General features: G+C 63.6%; 12 protein-coding genes, 1 other RNA gene and 1 pseudogene. 5 read left to right on the forward strand and 9 right to left on the reverse strand.

Features of this window, described 5'->3' with window-relative positions; genetic code table 11:
• Position 1 precedes the first annotated feature (1 nt).
• The 3 genes from GXY33_00845 to rnpB form a co-directional block, all read right to left on the reverse strand.
• Positions 2–574: a peptidyl-prolyl cis-trans isomerase gene (locus GXY33_00845; protein ID NLX03669.1), complete on the reverse strand. Its 573-nt coding sequence runs from the start codon at positions 572–574 to the stop codon at positions 2–4.
• Between the two features lie 244 nt (positions 575–818).
• The gene (locus GXY33_00850; protein NLX03670.1) at positions 819–1,532 is read right to left on the reverse strand and encodes a hypothetical protein; all 714 of its coding nucleotides are present in this window, start codon (positions 1,530–1,532) and stop codon (positions 819–821) included.
• Positions 1,533–1,777: 245 nt separating this feature from the next.
• Positions 1,778–2,166, reverse strand: an RNA gene (rnpB, locus tag GXY33_00855) — RNase P RNA component class A.
• Between the two features lie 341 nt (positions 2,167–2,507).
• Between rnpB and GXY33_00860 the strand changes: the two genes are divergently transcribed.
• Together GXY33_00860 and GXY33_00865 are read left to right on the forward strand one after the other, a co-directional pair.
• Complete coding sequence (locus GXY33_00860; GenBank protein ID NLX03671.1) at positions 2,508–5,747, forward strand: PAS domain-containing protein; 3,240 nt, start codon at positions 2,508–2,510, stop codon at positions 5,745–5,747.
• 193 nt (positions 5,748–5,940) lie between these two features.
• Complete coding sequence (locus tag GXY33_00865; GenBank protein ID NLX03672.1) at positions 5,941–7,266, forward strand: PAS domain S-box protein; 1,326 nt, start codon at positions 5,941–5,943, stop codon at positions 7,264–7,266.
• A 285-nt stretch (positions 7,267–7,551) separates the two neighbouring features.
• Here GXY33_00865 and GXY33_00870 read toward each other — a convergent pair.
• A pseudogene (locus tag GXY33_00870) lies at positions 7,552–7,980 on the reverse strand (hypothetical protein).
• Positions 7,977–8,495, reverse strand: coding sequence for a hypothetical protein (locus tag GXY33_00875; protein NLX03673.1), 519 nt, complete (start codon positions 8,493–8,495; stop codon positions 7,977–7,979). Before GXY33_00875 ends, GXY33_00870 begins: the two are co-directional and overlap by 4 nt.
• Before the next feature lie 281 nt (positions 8,496–8,776).
• On the opposite strand from GXY33_00875, the gene GXY33_00880 reads away from it, so the two are divergent.
• Entirely contained in the window at positions 8,777–12,106 is a 3,330-nt protein-coding gene (locus tag GXY33_00880) for a hypothetical protein (protein ID NLX03674.1), read from the forward strand.
• Positions 12,107–12,205: 99 nt separating this feature from the next.
• A complete protein-coding gene (locus GXY33_00885) occupies positions 12,206–13,798 on the forward strand; it encodes an adenylyltransferase/cytidyltransferase family protein (protein ID NLX03675.1) in 1,593 nt (530 codons plus the stop codon).
• Between the two features lie 71 nt (positions 13,799–13,869).
• Here GXY33_00885 and GXY33_00890 read toward each other — a convergent pair whose 3' ends face one another.
• The 4 genes from GXY33_00890 to polA all read right to left on the reverse strand — a co-directional run bounded on the left by GXY33_00890 (position 13,870) and on the right by polA (position 20,685).
• On the reverse strand, positions 13,870–14,616 hold the full coding sequence (locus tag GXY33_00890) for a hypothetical protein (protein ID NLX03676.1): 747 nt from the start codon (positions 14,614–14,616) through the stop codon (positions 13,870–13,872).
• A 156-nt stretch (positions 14,617–14,772) separates the two neighbouring features.
• Positions 14,773–15,276 carry a hypothetical protein gene (locus GXY33_00895; GenBank protein ID NLX03677.1) on the reverse strand — a complete coding sequence of 168 codons (504 nt, stop codon included), beginning with the start codon at positions 15,274–15,276 and terminating at the stop codon, positions 14,773–14,775.
• Positions 15,277–15,564: 288 nt separating this feature from the next.
• On the reverse strand, positions 15,565–17,610 hold the full coding sequence (locus GXY33_00900; protein NLX03678.1) for a hypothetical protein: 2,046 nt from the start codon (positions 17,608–17,610) through the stop codon (positions 15,565–15,567).
• 366 nt (positions 17,611–17,976) lie between these two features.
• On the reverse strand, positions 17,977–20,685 hold the full coding sequence (gene polA / locus GXY33_00905) for a DNA polymerase I (protein NLX03679.1): 2,709 nt from the start codon (positions 20,683–20,685) through the stop codon (positions 17,977–17,979).
• Positions 20,686–20,862: 177 nt separating this feature from the next.
• Between polA and GXY33_00910 the strand changes: the two genes are divergently transcribed.
• Entirely contained in the window at positions 20,863–22,245 is a 1,383-nt protein-coding gene (locus GXY33_00910; protein ID NLX03680.1) for a hypothetical protein, read from the forward strand.
• Positions 22,246–22,283 lie beyond the last annotated feature (38 nt).

The following is a 22,283-nucleotide window of genomic DNA, read 5'->3' on the forward strand; positions in this document are numbered from 1 at the left end:
CTTACTTCTTTTCCGCCTTCTCGATCACCACCGGCTCGGCCGGCACATTCTCGTGCGGTCCGACCCTCGTCGTCCGCACCGCGACGATCTTGTCCACCACGTCCATCCCCTCGACCACCTTGCCGAACACCGCGTAGCCCGGATTCCGCGCCCCGCGATAGTTCAGGAAATCGTTGTTCGCCACGTTGACAAAGAACTGCGCCGTCGCGCTGTCCGGATCGGCGGTCCGCGCCATCGCGATCGTGCCGCGCAGGTTCTTCAAGCCGTTCGCGGCTTCGTTCTTGATCGGCTTGTGCACCCGCTTCTGCTCCATCCGCGGCGTGAACCCGCCGCCCTGGATCATGAAGTCCGGGATCACCCGGTGAAAGATCGTCCCGTCGAAATGCCCCTCTTCGACGTACCGCAGGAAGTTCTTCGCTGTGATCGGCGCCTTCTCTTCATTCAGCTCCAGCACGATCCGGCCCATGCTCGTCTCGAGCACCACCTGCGGCGCCTTCGGCTGGGTGGTCGGCTGAGTCGCCGGCTGCGTCGAAGCCTGCTCGCTCGGCCTGGTCGTCGGTTTCTGATCCGTCATGGTCGTCTCCTTTGTGGTTCCTTCATCCGCCCGGCTTTCCCAACTGCCGTACCCGATCAGCCACGCCAGTCCCGCCGTCAACGCCCCAGCCGCGATCAGTGAACGCTTCATTGGTCAAGCTCCTGAAAAAAGTCTCCCAATCCTAGCACCCGCCGCCCGCCCAGACCACCCAAAAACTCCACAAATCCGCCGCCGCGGTGGCCGTCCGAAGGCCGGTGAGAAACGTCTCTGTTCCGGGTCTTGTCTATAATCCCAAAAACTGGATCGCCAGACCCGAACCGCAGATCACCAGCCCCGCCAAAGCGTGAGCGTAGCGTTCCAGCTTGCCCAGCGGCACGAACGACAGGCCCGCCGACGAGAGCAGCACCACGCCCATCATCGTCGCGATCGTCACCGCCCCGAACACGCCGGCCACCGCCGCCACGCCCCAAAGGCTGTTCTTGATCGCTGGGTACATCAGCACCGGGATCAGCGGCTCGCACGGCCCGAACACGAAGATCGTGAACAGAATCCACGGCGTCATGCTCACCGCCGCCTCTTGGCTGTGGACGTGAACGTGCTCCTGGTGGTGCGTGTGCTCGTGCACGTGCGATTCCTGCTCGCCGTGCTCGTGCCAGTGGCGGTGCGGCTGATTGCGGTACGCCCGCCGCAGACCCCACACGAAATACGCGAACCCGAACGCGATCAGCCCCCACGCCGCGATCTGCCCGCGATGCGACTCGATTTCCACCAGACTGTCCACCGCCGCGCCGAGCGCGATTCCCGCGAACCCCAGCACCACCGAACTGCCGATATGCCCCACTCCGCATGCGAACGTCACTGCAGTCGTCTTCGGCAGCGACCAGCGCCCCGCCTTCGACATCATGATAAACGGCAGATAATGATCCGGTCCCAGCAGCGTATGGAAAAACCCGATCGACGCCGCCGTCGCCAGCAACAAGCCCATCTCACTGCTCATCGCGAAAATCCTTCACTCAAAGCCTTCGGTGTTAGCGGAGAGTCTACCGATCCGCCTCCGCCCACGCAATGGTAGGGCGGGAGGTTCTCGCCGAAGGCGAGGTTCACCCGCCATCCGAAAACCAACGACGAAATAAATAACGTAGCTCCGCCGCCCCCGGCGGAGTCTTCCTTCATTCTGACTTCTGACCACTGAATTCTGAGTTCTTTTCCCCATCCCCCCTCCCTCACCCGCCGCGCGCAAAAAAAGAGAGCGTTCCATAAGCCGAATTCTGTCTCCCGATCGCTCGGGAGGGCGGCCATTTATCTGGGCCCGCCGTTGCCGACAGGCTCGTGCGGCCTACCCGGGACTCGAACGAGACGGGCCGCCTCGTCCGGACGCTTCCGCGCCCGGTCGTCCCCTATTTGGCCTTGCCGGCGGTGGGGTTTGCCGTGCCCCCGACGTCGCCGCCGGGGCGGTGAGCTCTTACCTCGCCTTTTCACCCTTACCCGTCCACGCCGAAGCGCCGACGGGCGGTATCTTTTCTGTGGCACTTTCCCTGGGGTCACCCCCGGTGGACGTTATCCACCACCGCGCCCGGTCCGGTTCGGACTTTCCTCCCAGCCAACGGCTGAGCGGCCGCCTGGAACACTCTCTCTAATAGATTATACGCATCTCTCGACCCGGCCTCAAGGGTTGCCAAACCGACGGGGCGGGAGCATGCCCCATCTTGCATCTTGCTGTTTGGTATTTTCATTTTTCATCTCCCCTCCGCCCCCCTGACTTCCCGTCTTCCCGGGCCTACAATACAGGGTCGGGGTGATTCGCAGCGTGGGGAACTCCTTGCAAACCCTGATGAATTTGGTACGGTATCGGGTGGGAACGAACCGGGTGTGGCAGGTTAGCCGGGGCCTCAAGACCGATCAGCGATCAGACGGTGGAGGGTAGGCCGTTGCGCGGGTTGGGCAGCGTCCGCCAACCGGCAAAGGAGCACCGATGACGTCGTCGAAACGAAGGAAACCGGACCACAACAAGCCTGATGGCGACCAATCGCCGGCACCGACGCCAGAGCACGATCAGGCCCACGATCAGGCCCAGCAAGAGGCCGCCGACAAGGGCCGGTCCGAGGCTCCAGACCAGGCGCAAGACTCGGAACGCCAACAGGTTGAGGGCGAAGACGTCCAGCCGACCGACGAATGGCTCAGCCAGGGCCGCCAGGATCAATCCAAAAGCCAGGAGACTTCCCAGCCCCCCGAGCAGGCTGACCAAGAGGCCCAACCCCGTCCGGCCCTGTTCGTGGCCGGAGTCGGGGCCTCAGCCGGAGGGGTCCGGGCCATCGAGGAGTTCTTCTCCGAAATGCCGCAGGGCTCGAAGATCGCCTTCGTCATCCTCCAGCATATGGCGCCGGGCCACCGCAGCGTCCTGGACGCCCTGATCCGCCGAAAGACCGAAATCACCGTTGAAGAGGCCCAGGAAAAAGCCCGTCTCCAGGCCGATCACGTCTACGTCGTCCAGTCCGGCAGGGACGTGGACTTCCGCGACGGCTGTTTCCACTTCGAAGCCTCCGGCGAGGAACGCGGCAGCCGCATGCCCATCGACCACCTCTTCCGATCGCTCGCCGCTGAGTTCGGCGACCGCGCCATCGCCGTCATCCTCTCCGGAGCGGGAAGCGACGGGACGCTGGGCCTCAAGGAGATCAAGGGCGAAGGCGGCGTGGTCATGGTCCAGGATCCTGACGAGGCTGAATACGCCAGCATGCCCAGCAGCGCCGTAGCCACCGCGCTGGCCGACATGGTCCTGCCCGTCCGCCGGATGGCCGAGGAATTGCTCCGCTACGTGGACCACCCAGCCGCCGGCGCCACGCCGGCCGCCGAACGCGAGACCAACGAGCGGAAGTTCGAAAAGAACGTCCAGCGGATCATCCAGATCGTCCGGGCCAAGACCGGACACAACTTTGTCCACTACAAACAGAACACCATCCGTCGGCGGATCCAGCGGCGGATCGCCGTCCACCAACTTCCCGATATCGAGGAGTACGTCAAATTCCTCCGCCAGAACCCCGACGAGGTCCAGGCCCTCTTCCGCGACCTGTTGATCAACGTGACCAGCTTCTTCCGCGATCCGGAGGCCTGGGTTGCCCTCCAGGAGGACGTGGTCACGCCCATCGTGCGAGACCGTGACCCGGAAGAACCCATCCGCGTCTGGGTTCCCGGCTGCGCCACCGGTGAGGAGGCCTACTCCGTGGCCATCCTCTTCGCCGAGGCCATGGACCGCCTCGAACGCCAGATCCCGATCAAAATCTTCGCCACCGACATCAGCCCCGAGGGCATCGACGCCGCCCGCGACGGCTGCTACCCGCCCAACATCGCCGCCGACCTGACGCCCGCGCGCCTCAAGGAGTATTTCGTCAAGAAGGAAGAGCAGTACCGCGTGGTCAACCGAATCCGCGAAATGGTCGTCTTCGCCGTCCACGACCTGACCCGCGACCCGCCGTTCTCCCAACTCGACCTGATCACCTGCCGTAACCTCCTGATCTACATGGACCAGGACCTCCAGAAAACCATCCTCCCCGTCTTCCACTACAGCCTGGCCCGAGGCGGGTGCCTGTTTCTGGGCACTTCCGAGGGCGTCGGCGATTTCCTCCAAATGTACGCCCCGGTCGACAAGAGGTGGAAGATCTACCGGGTCGAACCGGTCTCCAGCGAGCGGCACATCGAGGAATTCCGCCAGGCCATCCTCGGCCTCGAGCCGCCAAGACTCCGACGCGTGATCGCCATGGCGGACCGCGAGAAACCGCGGGAAAAAGAAACCCGATCCGGTGATCGCGAGGATCGGCCCGCTCCGCCCGCGCCCGTCGACGCCCGCGAGGTCCTGCGGCGGACCATGATGGACCGCTACGCCCCGCCCGCCGTCCTGCTCGACCACGACTTTAACGTCCTCTACTTCCACGGCGAGACCGACAAGTTCCTCCGCCCTCCCCAGGGCGAGCCGGCGTTCAACCTCCTCGCCATGGCCCGCGATAGCCTGCTCTACCGCCTCACCGTCGCCCTCCGCGAGGCCCGCAGCGAAGGCAAGCCCGTCCGCTGCGAACAAATCCCGGTCCGTCGCACCGACGGGCGGTTCTTCAACGCCGACCTGACCATCAGCCCCCTCGAACGCCAGCGCGGCGGCCCGCGGCTCCTTTTGGTCACCTTCGAGGAGCACCCCGGACCTGATGACGAGGAGGCCCGACAGGCCGACCGCGACCGCGAATCCGACGCCCGTCACCAAGACCTCCAGGACCAGCTCAACTCCACCCGCCAGGACCTCCAGGCCACCATCGAGGAACTCGAAACCTCCAACGAGGAACTCAAGAGCGCCAACGAGGAGCTTCAAGCCAACAACGAAGAGCTCCAGAGCGCCAACGAGGAACTCGAGGCCTCCCGCGAGGAACTCCAGAGCGCCAACGAGGAACTCGAGACGGTCAATACCGAACTCCACCGCCGCAACGAAGCCCTCACCGAGGCCCACGACGACATCAACAACTTCTTCGGGGCCACCGACATCGCCACCCTCATCCTCGACACCAGGCTCCGCATCAAGCGATTCACCCCGGCGACCAAGCGGATCTTCAACCTGATCGACGCCGACCACGGACGGGTCATCACCGATCTCACCTCGCAGCTCATTGACGTGGACCTGCTGGACCAGGCCCGCGACGTGATCGACACCCTCGACAAAAAGGAACTCGAGGTCCGGACCCGCGACGGCGGCTGCTACCAGTTGCGAATCCTGCCCTACCGCACCGCCGACAACGTCATCGAGGGCGTCGTCCTGACCTTCCAGAACATCAGCGAGGTCAAGCGAGTCCAGGAGCGGGCCCGCGACGCCCAGCGTTACGCCGAAAGCGTCATCGCCACCGTCCGCGAGCCTCTGGTCGTCCTCGACGACAGCCTGCGGGTGGTCTCAGCCAACAACGCGTTCTTCCGCGAGTTCGGTTTGGACCCTCAGCGAACCTCCGGAAAGCACGTGTATGAACTCGACGATCGCCAGTGGGCCGGCGATCAACTCCGCCACCTGCTGGAAAAGATCGTTCCCCAAAACGAGGAGTTCAACGACTTCCGCGTTGAACACCGCTTTCCGGACGGACAGACCAAGATCATGCTCCTGAACGCCCGGCGGATCCAACGCCAGACCGAACGCGGACAACTCATCCTGCTGGCCATCGAAATCGTCCCAAAGGAGGGACAAGAATGAACCATCCCCCCCGCAAGGGCGGTGAAGGCAAAATGCAACATGCAGAAGGCAAAATGCAGAATGAAGAGGCCTGACGACACACCGGCGGCCCCCATCGCCGGGCACGCCACCTCTTCTCATTTTGCACTTTGCATTTTGCCTTCTGCATTCTCCATTGGCATTTCCTCCTGGCTTCTTCTTCGGAGCCTTGTCCATGACCGATAACGCCGACCACAACGAGCACAAAACCGACCTCCGTCGGCAGGCCGAGCGGGAACTGGCCGCTCGCGGCGACCGCGTGCCCACCGAAACCGAGGAAATCGAACGGGCCCTCCATGAACTGCGGGTCCACCAGATTGAACTGGAAATGCAGAACGAGGAGCTCCGCCGCGCTCACATCGATCTGGAGACTTCTCAGCGGCGATACTGGGAGCTCTTCGACCTGGCCCCGGTGGCCTACTTCACCCTCCGGCCGAACAACCTGATCGTCGACGCCAACCAGGCCGCCGCCCGACTCCTCGGCCACGAACGCGCCTTCCTCCGCAGTCGTCCGTTCAGCAACTTCGTCGGGCCCAACGAGATCGAGAGTTTCTACGGCTTCCGCAACCGCCTGCTCAAGACCCATCGCCCGTGTTCGTGCGAGCTGACCATGCGTCAGGCCGAGAACGGCAGATTTCTCATCGCCCGCCTCGACGGCCTGGCTCTGCGCGATGACCAGGATAACATCACCGAACTCCGGCTGGCCGCCACCGACGTCACCGAGCAACGCCAGGCGGAACGAGCCTTACAGGCGGCCCACGACGATCTGGAACGCCGCGTCCACCAGCGGACCGCCGAACTGGCCCGGACGGTCGAGGAACTGCGACGTTCCAACGCCGACCTCCAGCAGTTCGCCTACGTGGCCAGCCACGACCTCCAGGAACCCCTCCGCATGGTCACCAGCTTCGTCCAGCTCCTCAAGATCCGCTGCGGCGATAAACTGCCCGGCGAGTGCTACCACTACATCGACGTGGCGGTCGAAGGAGCCCTGCGGATGCAGGCCCTCGTCAAGGACCTGCTCGACTACTCGCGGCTTACCACTCGCGCCCAGGAGCCCCAGCCGATCGAAGCCGCGGACGTGGTCGCCGCTGTGCTCGAAAATCTGCGTATGACCATCGACGAAACGCACGCCCGCGTCGACGTCGGCGAGCTTCCAGCCGTCCTGGCCGACCCCACCCATCTCCTCCAGGTTTTTCAGAACCTGATCGAAAACGCCCTCAAGTTCCGCTCTGAAGCCCCGCCGCACATCCGCATCGCCGCCCGCCGCGCCGACGGCTGGTGGCAATTCGACGTCGCCGACAACGGCATCGGCATGGATCCGCAATACTTCGACAAGATATTTGTCATCTTCCAGCGCCTCCACAACCGCCAGAAATACCCCGGCACCGGAATCGGCCTGGCCCTCTGCAAGAAGATCATCGAACGCCACGGCGGAAAAATCTGGGTCGACTCCCAGCCCGGCCAGGGCACCACCGTCCACTTCACCCTCCCCGCCGCCTGACGACCCGCACCCGCCAAAGAGAAACCTCCGCCGTCGATTCCACTTCCCTTTAAGACGGCCCGGATCACGCGGAACACGCGGAGGGGATAAAGAAGAAATGAAAATTGAAAATATCAAATACCAAAAATCAAAATGTGGCTCCGCCGCCCTCGGCGGAGTCTTCTCCTCATTCTGACTTCTGGCTTCTTTCCCTCCGCGCGTTCCGCGTGCTCCGTGCTGATCTTCATGGGTCTTCCTCGGTACACGCGAATACCCCCGGCACGCCGACCCCACGTCCGTGTCCCCATGCACCAGCCGTCTGCCGGCGCGAAATTCCTCGCCGTTAAACGCGTCGAGAAAGCTCTGCCGTTTCAGGTCGCCCCACGCGAACCGCTGCTCGCCGACCACGCAGCAGGGCAGCAGCGTACCGTCGAAATGGATGACCGGAAAGTCGTACAGGTCCGTGCAGTAGGGCGGCTGCTTCTCATCCACCTGGCAGGAGCCCTTGAGGCCATGCTCGTTGTAGACCTGCCCGTCCAGCGCCCCTTCGCCAAGGGCCAGATCGTCCACCTCCAGTTCCGCAGCCAGCCTGCGGGCCGCTGGTATCTCGTGCAGGTGTGCGGAAAGCACAAAAACCGCCAGACGATCCGCGGCGTCTGGCGACCCAGCGCCCGGCGGACCTCGACCATCCGCCGCAGGTTCGCCAACGCCCGCTCGCACGACCCGCCGCGTCAGTACGTCGCGTAGGTCTCCTGCGTCGCCCCGTCAATCGAGCCGACAAGGAAATCCAGACCCGACTCCACCAGCCGCTCGGCCAGACCGTCCGGCAGGTGGTTCAAATTGCTGTGAATCTGCGTGCCCACCCCGCGCCCGTGGATCGACGCGATGATCTCCGGCAATTCCCGATTCAACAGCGGCTCTCCCCAGTTGAACAGGTTCACCTGCACCAGATGCGGCCAGAGCTCATCGAGAAATCGCTCCGCGTCCGCCCGCTGCAAAAACCCTCGGGCCAGCGGCTCGGTCCGCGCCCGGCCGGTGCAGCACCGAAGGTTACAGATATTGCCCGGCTCCAGGACGATCCGCCACGGATACGCCTCGACCGTCTGGGCTCCGCCCGTCGCCGCCGCGTGCAGCTTCCGCGCATTGGTCAGCTTCGCCTCGCTGCCGTACCGCCGCCAAAGCTCCCGGCCCACCGTCGAGAGCCGCCGAACGTCGAAGCCCGTTTCCGTCGCCTGCGTCGGCGCCATCATCTTGTCTCATCGCGATTCGCGCACAAGGTCTCCACCATCTTCATCGGCTCACCTCGCCCCTCCAGTCCACTCAACTTGTGGCTCCGCCGCCCCCGGCGGAGTCTTCCTTCTTCATTCTGGCTACTGACTTCTGCCTTCTCCCCTCCGCGTGCTCCGCGTGATCCGCGCCGTGCCTTCTGTTTTGAAGATCCCACCGCGACTTGCTTTTGTGACTCGCCTCATCCGTCGCTCCTCGCTATCATCAGCCGACAATCCGCCGACCGGACAAAGGAGAGTTGCCCATGTCGCTTGACCGCCTGCCCGCCCTCGACCCCGCCATCGACCTGCGCGAGGCCCTGATCGTCGAAAACGGCCTGACGTCCGATGCCCTGGCCAAACTGACCGACGTGGTCCGCCGAGTCACCGGAGGTGCGCCGGCCACCACCCCGCTGACGCCCGACCGGATCGCCGAGACGCTGACGACCCGCCACCTGATCGTCCCGGGCTGCCTGAACACCTCGCCAATCGTCGAACACTTCTATTTCCGCGAGCAGGCATTCCACGACCGCCTCCATCCCGGTCCAGGCGGCTTGGTGATCCGCACCCTCGTCGCACCCACCGCCGCCCGCAACGTCCTGTTCCTCGGCGCCTCCGACCCCGCAGGCCAGGTCGCCGCCATCGAACGGCTTGCCCAACTGATCGACCGACACGGCCCGGTTCTGCCCGCTTTGCACGAGACGCAGCGGACCACCGTCCGGCCCGACCGCGACCCGGACCAGTACCCTCTGGCCTGGCTCTTCGAACCGCTCGACGGCGACCGCCACCGTTTCACCGTCAACCGATTCTCCCAGGCCGCCCTCCGCTATCTCTACACCGCCGACCAGGACGACGGCCAACGCCTCATCGAAATCGCCCAGGAGATGAGCCGCCGTGACGAGCCCACCGACCTGCGCCTCGGCACCATCCGCCAGTCCGACCATTACTTCTCGCACCGCATGGTCGTCTACTGGCAACTCGTCGAACCGCTGCCGCTCTTTGCCGAACCGCTTCGCCAAGCCGTCGTCGAGGCCCTCTTCGACCACCACCACTCCTCGGAATCCGCCGCCTCACTCGACCGCTTCCGCCAACAGATCGGCCTGCCGCCCGACCGCCACGTCATGCTCACCGCCCTCAACGCCTGGGTCGAAGCCGAATACTTCAGCCGACGCCTCCCGGACCGCGGCGACTGGCGCACCGTGATCGACGTGGTGACCCGCTACTTCGAATCGATCTGGCAAATGAGCAAGGGCGGTTCGGGCCTCATCGAAGGCTACGCCAGCTACCTGACCGTGGCCCTCGAAGCCGCCCTCCTGATGGGCCGACCCGACGTCATCCGCCAACCGCCGCTGCGGACCTGGTGCCAGCGTCTTTTCGGCGTCATCGGCAACATGGGCGTCATGATGCCGTCCCAACAGACCGATCCACATCGATGGGCCTCCGACGCCCTTAAGATCGCCGCCTACTTCTTCGACGACGGCCGCTTCGAGTACCTCTGTCGCACCCGCGTTCGCGCCGCTCGCCTCGGCGTCATCACCGACTCCGACTGGCCGCCGTCGCGGCTCTTTCCCGGACCCGATCCGGTCCTGCCCGCCGAGTATCGCGACCTGAAGGTCATGCCCCTCGACGAAGTCTTCCGCAAACACTACGCTCCTCACGCCGACCCGGACCGCGCGTTCGACATGATCGTCGGACGCGGCGGCTTCAACTTCGACGACGAATACTTCATCGTCCAGAGCGTCCGCAGCGGCTTTAAGTACACGCCCAACGTCGGCGCCCTGACCGGCTATCAGCGGCACGGCTACCAGCTCCTGGCTGACCTGAGCAACGGCATCTGCCCGGTCCACGGCCAGATCCGCAACGTCAACACCCTCGGCGTCATTCGCGACGGCGCCGGCTGTCCCGTGCCCACCGCCGCCGAGATCGTCGACGACCGGACCCTCGACGGCGACCGCCAGATCACCCTCCGACTGCCCGACTACAACGGAACCGACTGGTACCGAACCCTCCACTGGCGACGCGGCCAGTTCCTCCTCGTCCGAGACCTGCTCCACGCCAAACAAGCCGGCCAATTCCGCGTTACCAACTACTGGAACCTCACCGGCGCGCCCGTCGCCGCCGGCTTTGCCGCCATCTTCCGTCACAACGGCTTCAACCGCGACACCGTCTTCTTCCACGCCCAATGCGCCGGTCATGACCGCGCTGTGCCACAATTCCTCCAGCCGATTGAGCCAAAAGGACTCTGGCCCTCCGGCGCCATGTCTTCCCTCAGCCCGCTCGGCCTGCCCGAAGGCGAAGCCCGCCCGTGCTGTCTCGAACTGGACTCCCTGGTGTCCCTGGCCGAAGGACAGATGTGGTCCGCCTGCACGCTGTTCCACGCGACCGTCGAAAACGCCGTCCCGCAGTACCGTCTGCAAAGCGCATCGCCCGATGAAGCCCGCGTCAACGGCGAAACCATCCGCTTCGCCGCCACGCCCCCGAACCAAGGTCCGGGCACGACGTTCGCCGCCGCCGCTGAGCATGGATCGTCGTACCGCCCGCACGTCGCCCAGACCTATCCGGTCGCCCAGCCGCCCGACCTGCTCGCCTGGTCCAGCCCGATCCTCGCCACCGCCACACGCGACACCATCCGCGTATTCGCTGATGATCGCGATCAGCCGTCCGATATCCATCTGGACTCCAACGTCACCGCCCTCGCCGTCTGCGACCGGTCCGTCGCGATCGCCGCCGCCGACGGAACCATCGCTCTCTTCGATGCCGACGGACGGCGGCAGTGGCAGCGGCACTTGACCATCCTCGATCAGATCAAACCCTACTCATGGTGGGTCTGGCAGACGCCGCTGGCCACCTCGCTGCACCTCGGACCCGTCGGCCCCGACGGCGAGACGCTCCTCGTCGCCGGCTCAGCCTCCTGTGCCATCGAGGCATGGGACTTGCGCGGCGAACTGCGCTGGCGACAGCACTTCGGCTGGGGATCGGTCGCCCTGATCCAACCCGCGCCGGACCATCCCAGAGCCGCCCGAGGCCTGCTCGTCGGCCTGAGAGGCTTGTCTTGTCGCGGCGACGCCGACCTGATCGACAGCTCCGGCAAGACCGTCGCGACTTTCCAAAAAGCCCATCCCGATGAAACCGTCCGCGCCGGAGCCGAAGGATGGGACATCACCGACGCCGTCTTCGCCGAACCGTTCGAATTGGAAGGGCGGCGGTGCCTGCTCGTTGGCCGAAGCGGAGCCTTCTGCCACGCCACCGCCTACGACTATGCCGACCAGACCCCGCTCTGGACGACCGACTTTGGCCGCTACATCACCGGCTGCGCCATCCATCAGCCGTCGCAACAGATCGCCGTCGGCACCGAACAGGGCCTGCTGGCCGCTTGCGACTGCGCCGGTCGGCGAACCTGGTTCCACTGGCTGCCCGCGCCGGTTACCGCCGTCGCCGCCGACCGCGATGGCTGGCTCGTCGGCTGCGACCGGCAGGTGATCCACGTCGATGCCCAAGGCCGGTGCTCTGCCCCGCTCGAAAAACAACTCCTCCTGGCGGCCGGGAACGCAGCCTTCGTGCAAACCCCTCGCGGTCTCGAGCGATGGGAGTTCTGATCCACGACCAGCCGGCCGCCTACGCCGAATTTCAGTGTCGCCGGCCCCCGCCACCGTCCGATAAGAACACTGGTGGTACAGTCTCAATGCGGATAATCGATGGCAGGTTCCTCCAGGAAAATCAAGGATCTCGATAGCCTTCTGGCGGCTTTGCGCATCGACCGCGAGGCCGGCAAGACTGTCGTCCAATGCCACGGCTGCTTCGACATCGTCCACCCCGGTCACATCCGCTACCTCGAATTCGCCAAACGACAAGGCGACGTCCTGGTGGTCAGCCTCACCGCCGACTCCGCCTTCACCAAGAACGACGGCCGACCCTGCATCCCCGACGCCCTCCGGGCTGAGAACCTCGCCGCCCTCGAGTGCGTCGACTACGTGGTCATTGACCCTCACCCGACCGCCAAGGAAATCCTAAGTCAAATCAAGCCGGACGCTTACGTCAAAGGCCGCGAGTACGAACAGCGGGCCGACCCCCGCTTCCTCGAAGAAAAGCAGGTCGTCGAAAGCTACGGCGGCAAGACCATCTACTCCAGCGGCGAAGTTGTCTTCTCCTCCACCGCCCTCAAGCTCGCCCACGGCGACTCCATTGATATTGCTGACCAAAAGTTAGAATTATACTGCAAGCGATATCAGATCAACCGCCGCACCGCCGAGCAGGCCCTCCGCCAGGCCCTCGGCCTGAAGGTTCTGGTCGTCGGCGATCTGGTCGTCGACCGCTACGTCTTCTGCGACGCCTCCGACGTGGCCAGCGAGGCTCCCGTGATCTCCCTGGCCCAACTCGATCAGCAGGAGTACCTCGGCGGCTCAGCCATCATCGCCCAGCACATCAAATCCCTCGGCGGCGAGCCGTTCCTGATCTCCTCGATCGGACGCGACCTGGCCAGCTACATGGTGCTCGAAGAACTCGACCGACAGGAAATCGAGCACTTCATGATCCACAACCGAAGCCGACCGGTCAGCAAGACCCGCTATCTCGTCGAAGAACAGAAAATCGTCAAGGTCGACGACCACCTCGTTCAGCCGACCGACACCCAACTCGAAAAACGCATCCTCGACCAGGTCGCCCAACGGGCCGACGAGTTCCAAGCCGTCATCTTCTGCGATTTCGGCTACGGCTTGCTCACCGCCGGCCTCATCGAAAAACTCACCGCCATGCTCCGCGACCGCGTCGGCTGGATCTCAGCCGACGTCAGCGGAACCCGCGGCAAACTCATGGCCTTCCGCAACGTCGATCTGCTGACTCCCACCGAACGCGAAATCCGCGCCGCCATGCACGACTTCGAGCAGGGCCTCTCGCCCCTGGCCCACATGCTCCTGACCCGCACCGACAGCCGAAACCTCTTCGTCACCCTCGGCCGCAAGGGACTCGTCATCTTCGACGGCGCCAACCGCACCAGGGACGGCCGGCCCAACCCCGATGCCCGCCTCCGCAGCGAACATATTCCCACCCTCGCCGCCAGCATCCTCGACCGTCTCGGCTGCGGCGATGCCCTGCTGGCCACGTCCACCATGGTCCTGGCCGCCGGCGGCACCCTCGAAATGGCCGGCTACCTCGGTTCCCTTGCCGCCGCCATCGAACTTGGCCGACTCGGCAACGTCCCCGTCAGCTACGAAATGATGATGCACGCCCTCGACGCCCAGGCCGAACTCCGCTACCTCCGCCAACCGCCCGCCCGCGCCGCCGGGGCCTAGCGCTCCAACTCCGCGCAGAACGACGCCCGCCAAAACTCGACGGGCGTCAAATCCTCATGTCGCTCAAATGGCTACAGCCGCCGGCGGATCCATCCGACCGCGCCCAACCCGATCATCGCCAGCACGACTGCTCCGGGCGCCGGCACCGGGAGCGGCGCCGCCAGGATCATGTACCCTTCGCCAAACTGGTCGTTGTTCTCGCTGCTCCTGGCTGTGATCGCCGGAATCGCAAAGCCGCTGATCCAGAACCCCAACTCGAACCCTTCGCCGGGGTCCACGTTGTTGCCGAACTCAATCGCCAGCGCCGCAAAGTCGATCGTGTCGTTGCCGTCCTGCCCCAGCACGTGAAGCGAGGCGTCTACCGTTACGTCGCCGTACGGCGTGAACATGATCTCCGCCGCACCCGTGCCGCCCGGCACCACCGGATCGATCACGTCGGCAATGGAAATCGGCAGGTTGCCGTTGTTGATTCCCCAGAACTCACCTGGAACCAGCAGCATCGCGAACCCGTGCCACGGCAACGTGCTCTCGTTGTACGCGCTGAAGTAGGTCAGCACCGGCGGCTCGTAAGGCGGGTATTCGTACGTCCACATGAACAACTCGATCTCCCGGTACCACGCTGCCGCGTCCAGCGTCCCGGGTCCGCTGTCGATAGGCGTGTGCGAGAACTCCGCATAGACGTCCACCTCCCCGGCGCCCGGCGGTGTCGAGTCCAGCGTCCCGTTGTGCTGGACAATCGTGTGGATCACAGCCTGGGCCGGCAACGCGGCCGCCGCCGCGCATACAATTCCCCACAGCAGGACACGTACAGCTTTCATGGTCTCCTCCCTTCGAAATGGCTGTGCAACGCAAACCCCGATCCCCGCCAACGGCCCATATAATAAACCGAGAGGTACGCTGTGTCAACAGCAAACCCGCCAGAAAACGCACCGTCGCGCTCGTGAATCGCTCCACCACGCCCCCGGCCGCCGCCGTCACGAACAATCCGCCATGACGCCCACCGGGTTATGAACGGACAAGAAAGAAAGGGGACATTCTACTTTTCCGGAGTCGCCATCCCATCTGGCGCCCGGTGAGCCAATGCACGGCCAGCACTTCACAACCGATGGCTCGCCGCAGGCGAGTGTCACGCGCCGTTCCCTTCGAGTACCCGCCGCCTCGATACAGCGTTGTCCGCCCCAGTGGTCGGCCGCAACCCAAGCCGCCGGACCAAGCCCCTTCTTGCCTTCCATCCAATTCTCGCCCCACGCCGCATCCACCTGGATCGGCACGTCCACCGCGATCGCCTTCGGCATCAGGTCGCTGACCTCGGCCTCCATCCACTCGATCCCCGCCTTCGGCCCAGCCGGACTCCGGGCCGAACAGGCATCGTACCTCGCCGCCACCAGCACGCACCGCTCAGCGCCGGCCGACTCGCCCCAGACCGCCCCGGGTGCCAGCCACAACACGCCGATCACCAGCCCGTACGCCATCCGCATTGCACACCACCTCCGCGTCTGCCACCTTCAGCGGGCAGGCGTCTCCCGCTCCTGAAAACTGCGAAATCCCCAACCACTATCAAACGTGAAATAAGACTATACCGGCTAACCCCTGGCTGAAGATGCAAAGCTGCTGCTGGACCGACAACAACCACACCATGAATCATAAAAACGACACATAACGCAACTGAAAACCCCTGGCTCCGACGAGCAGAGAACGCAAACACCTTAAACAACCGAAGGCGAACGCCCTGCGAAACCACCAGTTGTCTCCGTGACGCCGATGGTCTACCGCAGCGTCGTCTCGACGTCGAACGGCGGGCTTGGCTCGCAGTCGTTCCACCGGATGGTGCCATCCCCCCACGGCCGCGTCTCACCACGAATTGTCCAATTCGTGGCATCGAAAACGAGGTCGGGGAGATCCACCCCCCCACCAAGTCTTCGCTTGGTTTTCGTGACCTCGCCCGTATGCTTATCGACCTTGGTTTCAGTGTACTCCAAGCTGGTGGTGTCCTGAAAGTTAAGCCAGCCCGAACCTGTTTCCCCGTCGGCAAGCCCGCCGAATGTGTGAAGGGGATCGCGAGTGATATTCTGGGAATCGCCGCCTTCGTACGTGATGAGAACTTCATCATCCTCATACTTGCCCTTGACCTGCCAGGTGACGATCGTGGCGCTTTCATCGAGAAATAGCTCGGCCGCTCCGACTCGCTCTTGTCGGAGATACGCGAAAACGGGGTCATGCCACGGAACCATGCAGCGGACGTAGGCCAGGTACGTGATGGTGTACCCGCCGTCCCCCATGGGGCCGGTAATCACGAACGACGGTTTCCACGCCAGCACGGTGCGACTCGGACCGCGCCGACCGTCGGGCAGCACCCCGTACATCTCACCAAACGCGCCCGCCGGCATATTGAACGACCAGCCCTCGATCAGCGATGGAAGCGGCACGTGCGGTCTGCCGGCGGTCGGATGCACGTCGTACGCGCCGATGTTCCCGACGGCCCCTCCGATATGCACCTCGCAATTGTCTTCCAGCAGGCCGTCGACGTACATCCGGCTGTCGGGGGCAATCCACAATTCGTGGATGTCCGGAACCAGGGCCAGTGTGCTTATCGCGATGTCTGGGTCTTCTTGAAAGAACAGAGTACAGGACTGCTTCTTGTCCTGGTACGTGCGCATCCTTCCCAGATCGAGAACGTTCCACGCCCAACCGGTGTCCACGGCCCCTCCCGGAGGGACTCTTTTCTTCAGACACACGAACTCGCCCAGCGAGTACTCCAGATTGCTCCCGGTCAGCTCCTGCAGCAGGGTCAGCCCGGCCCGCGCCGCGACAGTCCAAGGCGGCGAACCGACCCATCCTATCACATATTCCCCTTTGCATTTCTCATGCAGCAGATTAGCCCACGGGCCTTCTGCATCTGTGTACCCGACAGTGAAAACCGGCGAGCATAGCGAGTACAGGAATGTCCTGTCCGGAAAATCGCCGGTGGCGTAGTGACGCACGAAGTCGGGTGAAACCGTGAAGTAGTCCCGCCAGACCGGTTTCTTGCCCGCGACCTTGCTGATCACCGAGGCCAACGCGAGGCGCTTTTCCAGCAGGTCCTTGGCGTAGGGCCGCAACGATTCGGCGTCGGTGGGCACCGGCGTGGTTGTCGTCACCCACTTTGTCCCGTTCGGCGTCGTGATCAGGATGATCACCCCGTACTGCGTGAGGCTCTTGAAGAGCTCGACCGTCGCCTCCTTCGGCTTGACGTCATACCCGCGGTCCTTGAGCATCTTCTCGAACAGATCCCGGACCTCCTCGCCATAAATCGGGTCAACCACCGTGCTGCTTGTCGCGATCAGGGCCTTGTTGCTGGCGGGAAACCAAACGCGACTCTCCTGAAAGAGGCGGCCGCCGGTGACGTCATCAACCTCCGCAACCTTGGCCGATGCCTTCGGAACGACCGTCTCCTCAACAGTCTCGTCGGGAATGGCCAGTTGTTCCGCCTCGTCGATCACCACGAACGCGTGGTTCATCCCCGACTTGAACACCGTCTCAACCCGCCGCCCGTCGGCATCGAGGGCGGCGCTTTCCACCCGCGGCTCGACCGCCAGCGACTCGACCAGCGACTGCAAAACCGTCTCGACCGCCTCCCCGTCCTCGATCATCGCCGTCAGCCGCTCTCCCTGGCTGCGAATCACCGACAGGTCCGTTACCACCTTCTCAGCCGCCTCGGCGTTCGGATCCCCGGGTGGATCATCGCCTATGCCGTCGCACCCAGACCCGATGACCAACCCGCACCCGACTGCCAATGCCACCACCCGTGGGATAAACGTGTTCTGGAAAAACATACGCTCACCCTCGAAAAGGCGTTACTGCATATCGAGAAGAGACCCGCACCTCTACGCGTTGACCGCCCTTTCGTCTGTAAAGTTAGACCTTGCAGTGGTTCAAGAATCAGCCAACGCAACTCTATTATAGGGCAAAATGAATCGTTACGCAAGCACGAATCGCCGCACTCCCGAACCGCCCGCTATGGACCTGGCAGAGCGATCTGGACACCCAGAGATATGCCTCTACTCCGGCTTGCGTTCTCGGTAGGCCCGCTGGTTCTCGCCGACGGCAAAGCTCCTCGTCACTCTCCCGGCCGTCCCCGTCGAAGGGGATACTGTCTGCCGCTGACAGCCCACCGCAACGGCGGCCGCCGGGCCAAGCCCCTACTTGCCTTCCATCCAGTTCTCCCCCCACGCCGCGTCCACCTTGATCGGCACGTCCACCTTGATCGCGTTCTCCATCAGCTCGCTGACTTCGGCTGCAGTCCGTTCGATCCCGTCTCGTGGGGCCTCGAACACCAGCTCGTCGTGCACCTGCACCAGCATCTCCGCCGGCAGTTGTCCCTTGTGCACCTTCTCGTGAATGTCGATCATCGCCACCTTGATCAAATCCGCCGCCGACCCTTGCACCACCGCGTTAAACGCCGTCCGCTCGCCGAAGTGCCGCAAACCCGGATTACGCGAATGCAGCTCCGGGATCGGCCGCCGCCGACCGAGGATCGTCATCGCGTACCCGCTGTCCTTGGCCTCGCGCACCACCTTTTCGCGCAACTCCCCAACCGTCGAATACGTCCGGAAATACGCGTCGATGAACTTCTGCGCCTCCGTCCGCGTCACGCCGATCGTCTGCGCCAGCCCGTGCGCCGTCTGGCCGTACATCAGCCCGAAATTCACCGTCTTGGCCACCCGCCGCTGCTCCGACGTCACCAGGTTAATGTCCACGCCGAATACCTGCGACGCCACAAACGAATGGATGTCCAGGTCCTCCCGAAACGCCTTGACCAAACTCGGGTCCTTGCTGAAGTGCGCCAACAGCCGAAGCTCGATCTGCGAATAGTCGCACGTCAACAGCACATTCCGCTGCGGGTCCGCCGGCACGAACGCCGCCCGGATCTGCTGCCCGAGCTCCGACCGGATCGGAATGTTCTGAAGGTTCGGCTCGCTCGAGCTCAGCCGGCCCGTCGCCGTCACCGTCTGATTGAACGACGCGTGAATCCGCCCCGTCCGCTCGCTGATCATCTCCGGCAGCTTGTCGATGTACGTGTTCTTGAGCTTAATGAGCTGGCGATACTCCAGCACCATCTTCGGCACCGGATGCTTCCACGCCAGCGACTCCAGCACGTCCCCGTCGGTGCTCCGGCCCGTCTTGGTCAGCCGGCCCACCGGCAGAGACAACGCATCGAACAGCACCTCCGCCAACTGCTTCGGCGAGTCGATGTTGAACGAACGGCCCACCTGCTGGTGAATCCGCCGCGTCAGATCCAGCAACTGATCGCCTAGCCGGTTCGACAGCTTCGCCAGCTTCTCCGTGTCGATCGTCACCCCCCGATATTCCATGTCCGCCAGCACCCGCACCAGCGGCATCTCCACCTCCTCGAACAGGTTCGACAGGTGGTTCTCCCGCAACGGCGGCCCGAGCCGCTCGCAAAGCCGCCACGCCACCCACGCGTCCTCAGCCGAGTACTCCGTCACCGCCTCCGTCGGCACCTGGTCCAGCGTGAGCTGATTCCGACCCTTGCCGATCAACTCCCCGATCTTGATCGTATCGTACCCCAGAAACTCCTTGGCCAGCAGATCCAGGTTGTGGCCCGCCCGCGACGGGTCCAGCAGGTAGCTCGCCACCATCGAGTCGAACGCCACGTTCGCCAGCTCGATCCCCGCGTTCCGCAGCACGATCAGATCGTACTTCAGATTCTGCCCCACCTTCCCGACCTTCGCATCCTCCAGCAGCGCCTTGAGAATCGCCAGCGCCTTGTCCGCCTCCAGGTGCTGCCCGTCGACCGACCGCAGCGGCACGTAAAACGCCTCCCGATCGTCGGCACACAACGACACGCCTACCAGCCGCGACGCCATCGGGTCCGTCCCCGTCGTCTCCGTGTCCACGCTGAGACGCTTGCCCGCGCCAAACCGCCGGGCCAGCGTCTCCAACTCCTCCAGCGAACGAACCTGCCGGAACTGAGGCTTCTCGATCTGCGTATCGACCCGCGCCTGCTCGCGAAGCTCCTGGCTCGCCTCCTCCAGACCAAACTGCTGAATGAACCGCGTGAACCCCAACTCCGTCAGCAGTGTCGCCAGCCGACCCCGATCCGGTATCTCCGGCCGCCATTGCTCCGGCTCAAACCGCAGCGGAACGTCCTTCCGCAGAGTCACCAGCCGCTGCGACAACCGAATCTTTTCCACGTTCCGCGGATCCGAAAAAAACTCCCTCACCTTCGGCGTCAACTTATCTTTATTTTCTATAACGCCATTCAGGCTCCCGTACTCCTGGATCAGCTTCGCCGCCGTCTTGGGGCCCACCCCAGGAACCCCGGGCACATTGTCCGTCGTATCCCCCATCAACGCCAGAAAATCGATGATCTGACCCGCGCTCACTCCTTTTTCGGTATCCAATACCTTAGTGTCAATCATCTTTTCTTTGGTGCTGTCATAGATGACGACATCCCCGTCCAGCAACTGCTGCAGGTCCTTGTCCTTCGAACAAATGACCGTCTTGATCCCCGCCGCCCGGGCCTGCTCAGCCAGCGTGGCGATCACGTCGTCAGCCTCGTAACCGGGCACCACAATCACCGGCACCCCCATCGCCTCCAGCACCTGGTGGCACCGCCGAATCTGCACCGCCATATCCTCCGCCATCGGCGGACGGTTCGCCTTGTACTCCGGATAAAGCTCCGACCGGAACGTCTTGCCCGGCGGGTCAAATACCGCCACCAGGTAGTCCGGCTTATGCTCCCGCAGAATCTTCAGCAGCACCGACGTCACTCCATACGTTGCGTTGGTCGGCTCGCCCGACGCGCTCGACAGGTTCCGAATCGCAAAATATGCGGCATAAAGATGCGAATGCCCGTCGACGATGTATAATTTCCGTTCGGTCATGACTGGGTCGCCCGTTGATTACTGATGGAATGCTAATTGTGTTGATTCTCGACAGCCCGGTCAACTTTTTTGTTGACTGAACCCGAGTTCCGTCTTAAGTTTAATTGTCGCATAGACTTGCTGTTGCATACCGCATGCTTTCCGGCGGCGTGAAACCGTAGTTTAGGAGCACTCGACATGGCGGTTCAGCCAAGCAGCCCGCGTTCTGTACCATTATATGTCCTGATCATTTTCATCGTCCTGTTCCTCGCCTCGGTCACCGGGCTTGTCGTGCTGTTCCTCTACCAGGAAGAGCTGCGCCAGAACGCCGACAAGTGGGAACGCCAGTACAACGAACTCGTCGGCAGGGGGGCCACCGAAACCAAACTCCGCGAATACGCCGGCGCCGGTCAGGCTCAGCGGACCTCCGCGGTCGGAGCCCTCGTCGCTGAGCGCGACGAACTGGCCCGCATGCTCACCGGCTCGACCGGGTCATCCGTCAGTCAGGCCCAGGCCCAGGTCGAACAGCTTCTGGCCTCCGTCCCCGATCAACTCGGCGCGGTCAAACAGCAAGGCCAGGTGGACATGGTCGCCGCCTTCACCCAGGCCATCGGGACCATTCAGTCGCTCCAACAGCAACTCGCCGCCGCCCAACAGCAACTCACAGACGCCCAGAGCCGGGCCGACACCATCGCCGCCCAGTATCAGGACCTGGAGACCAAGTATAAGGAAAGCACTCAGCAGATCACCCAGCAGCTCCAGAACCTCCAGAAGCAATTCGAACAGTACAAACAGCAGCACGAGCAGCAGTTGGCCAGCATCCAGGAGCAGATCGGCGGCGATCTCAAGCAGCGCATGACCGACGTCCAGCAGTCCTTCAGCGAAAACGTCGACGAGCTGCGAGACATGGTCCGGCGCAACCTCCAGACCCTCGTTCGCACCATGAAGCAACTCGCTCCCGGCGGCCAGCGCATGGCGGCGTCGCTGACCGTCGAGAAACTCCTCCAGCAAAACGACGGCCAGGTCCTGACCATCTCCGGCGACGTGATCTACGTCAGTCTCGGAGCCGACCAGAACGTCCGGCCCGGAGCCCGCTTCTATGTCTACTCCGCGCTTCAGGAAGGCTCAGCCAAACCCGAACCCAAGGCCTACATCGAAATCACCAAGGTCGGCGACCTGACCAGCGAGGCCACCCTCATCGCCCGACGGCCCGGCCAGCCCGTTCTCGCCAATGACCTGCTCGGTAACCTCGTCTACGACCGCGACCGCCAACTCACCTTCTTCGTCATGGGACGGTTCGACTTCAACAAGGACAACTATCCCGACCCGAACGGCAAGGAGAGAATCACCGACATCATCCGCGCCTCCGGCGGCCAGGTGGCCGATCAGCTCTCGCCCAACGTCGATTTTGTCGTCATGGGCGACGCCTCGAAGGCCGCAGCCGAAGGCGAGGAAGCCGACCAGGACGAACAGGATCAGTCGTTCGACGAACTGAAGGACCAGGTTCAGGCGATGGCCATTCCGACCGTCGACGCCGATACGTTCATCACCTACACCGGCCACGCACAGAACCTCCAATAGGGTGACCGATCACAAACTCGTTTCAATGCGGACGACCC

Source organism: Phycisphaerae bacterium, from assembly GCA_012729815.1.
In the GTDB taxonomy this organism is placed as follows: Bacteria; Planctomycetota; Phycisphaerae; order JAAYCJ01; family JAAYCJ01; genus JAAYCJ01.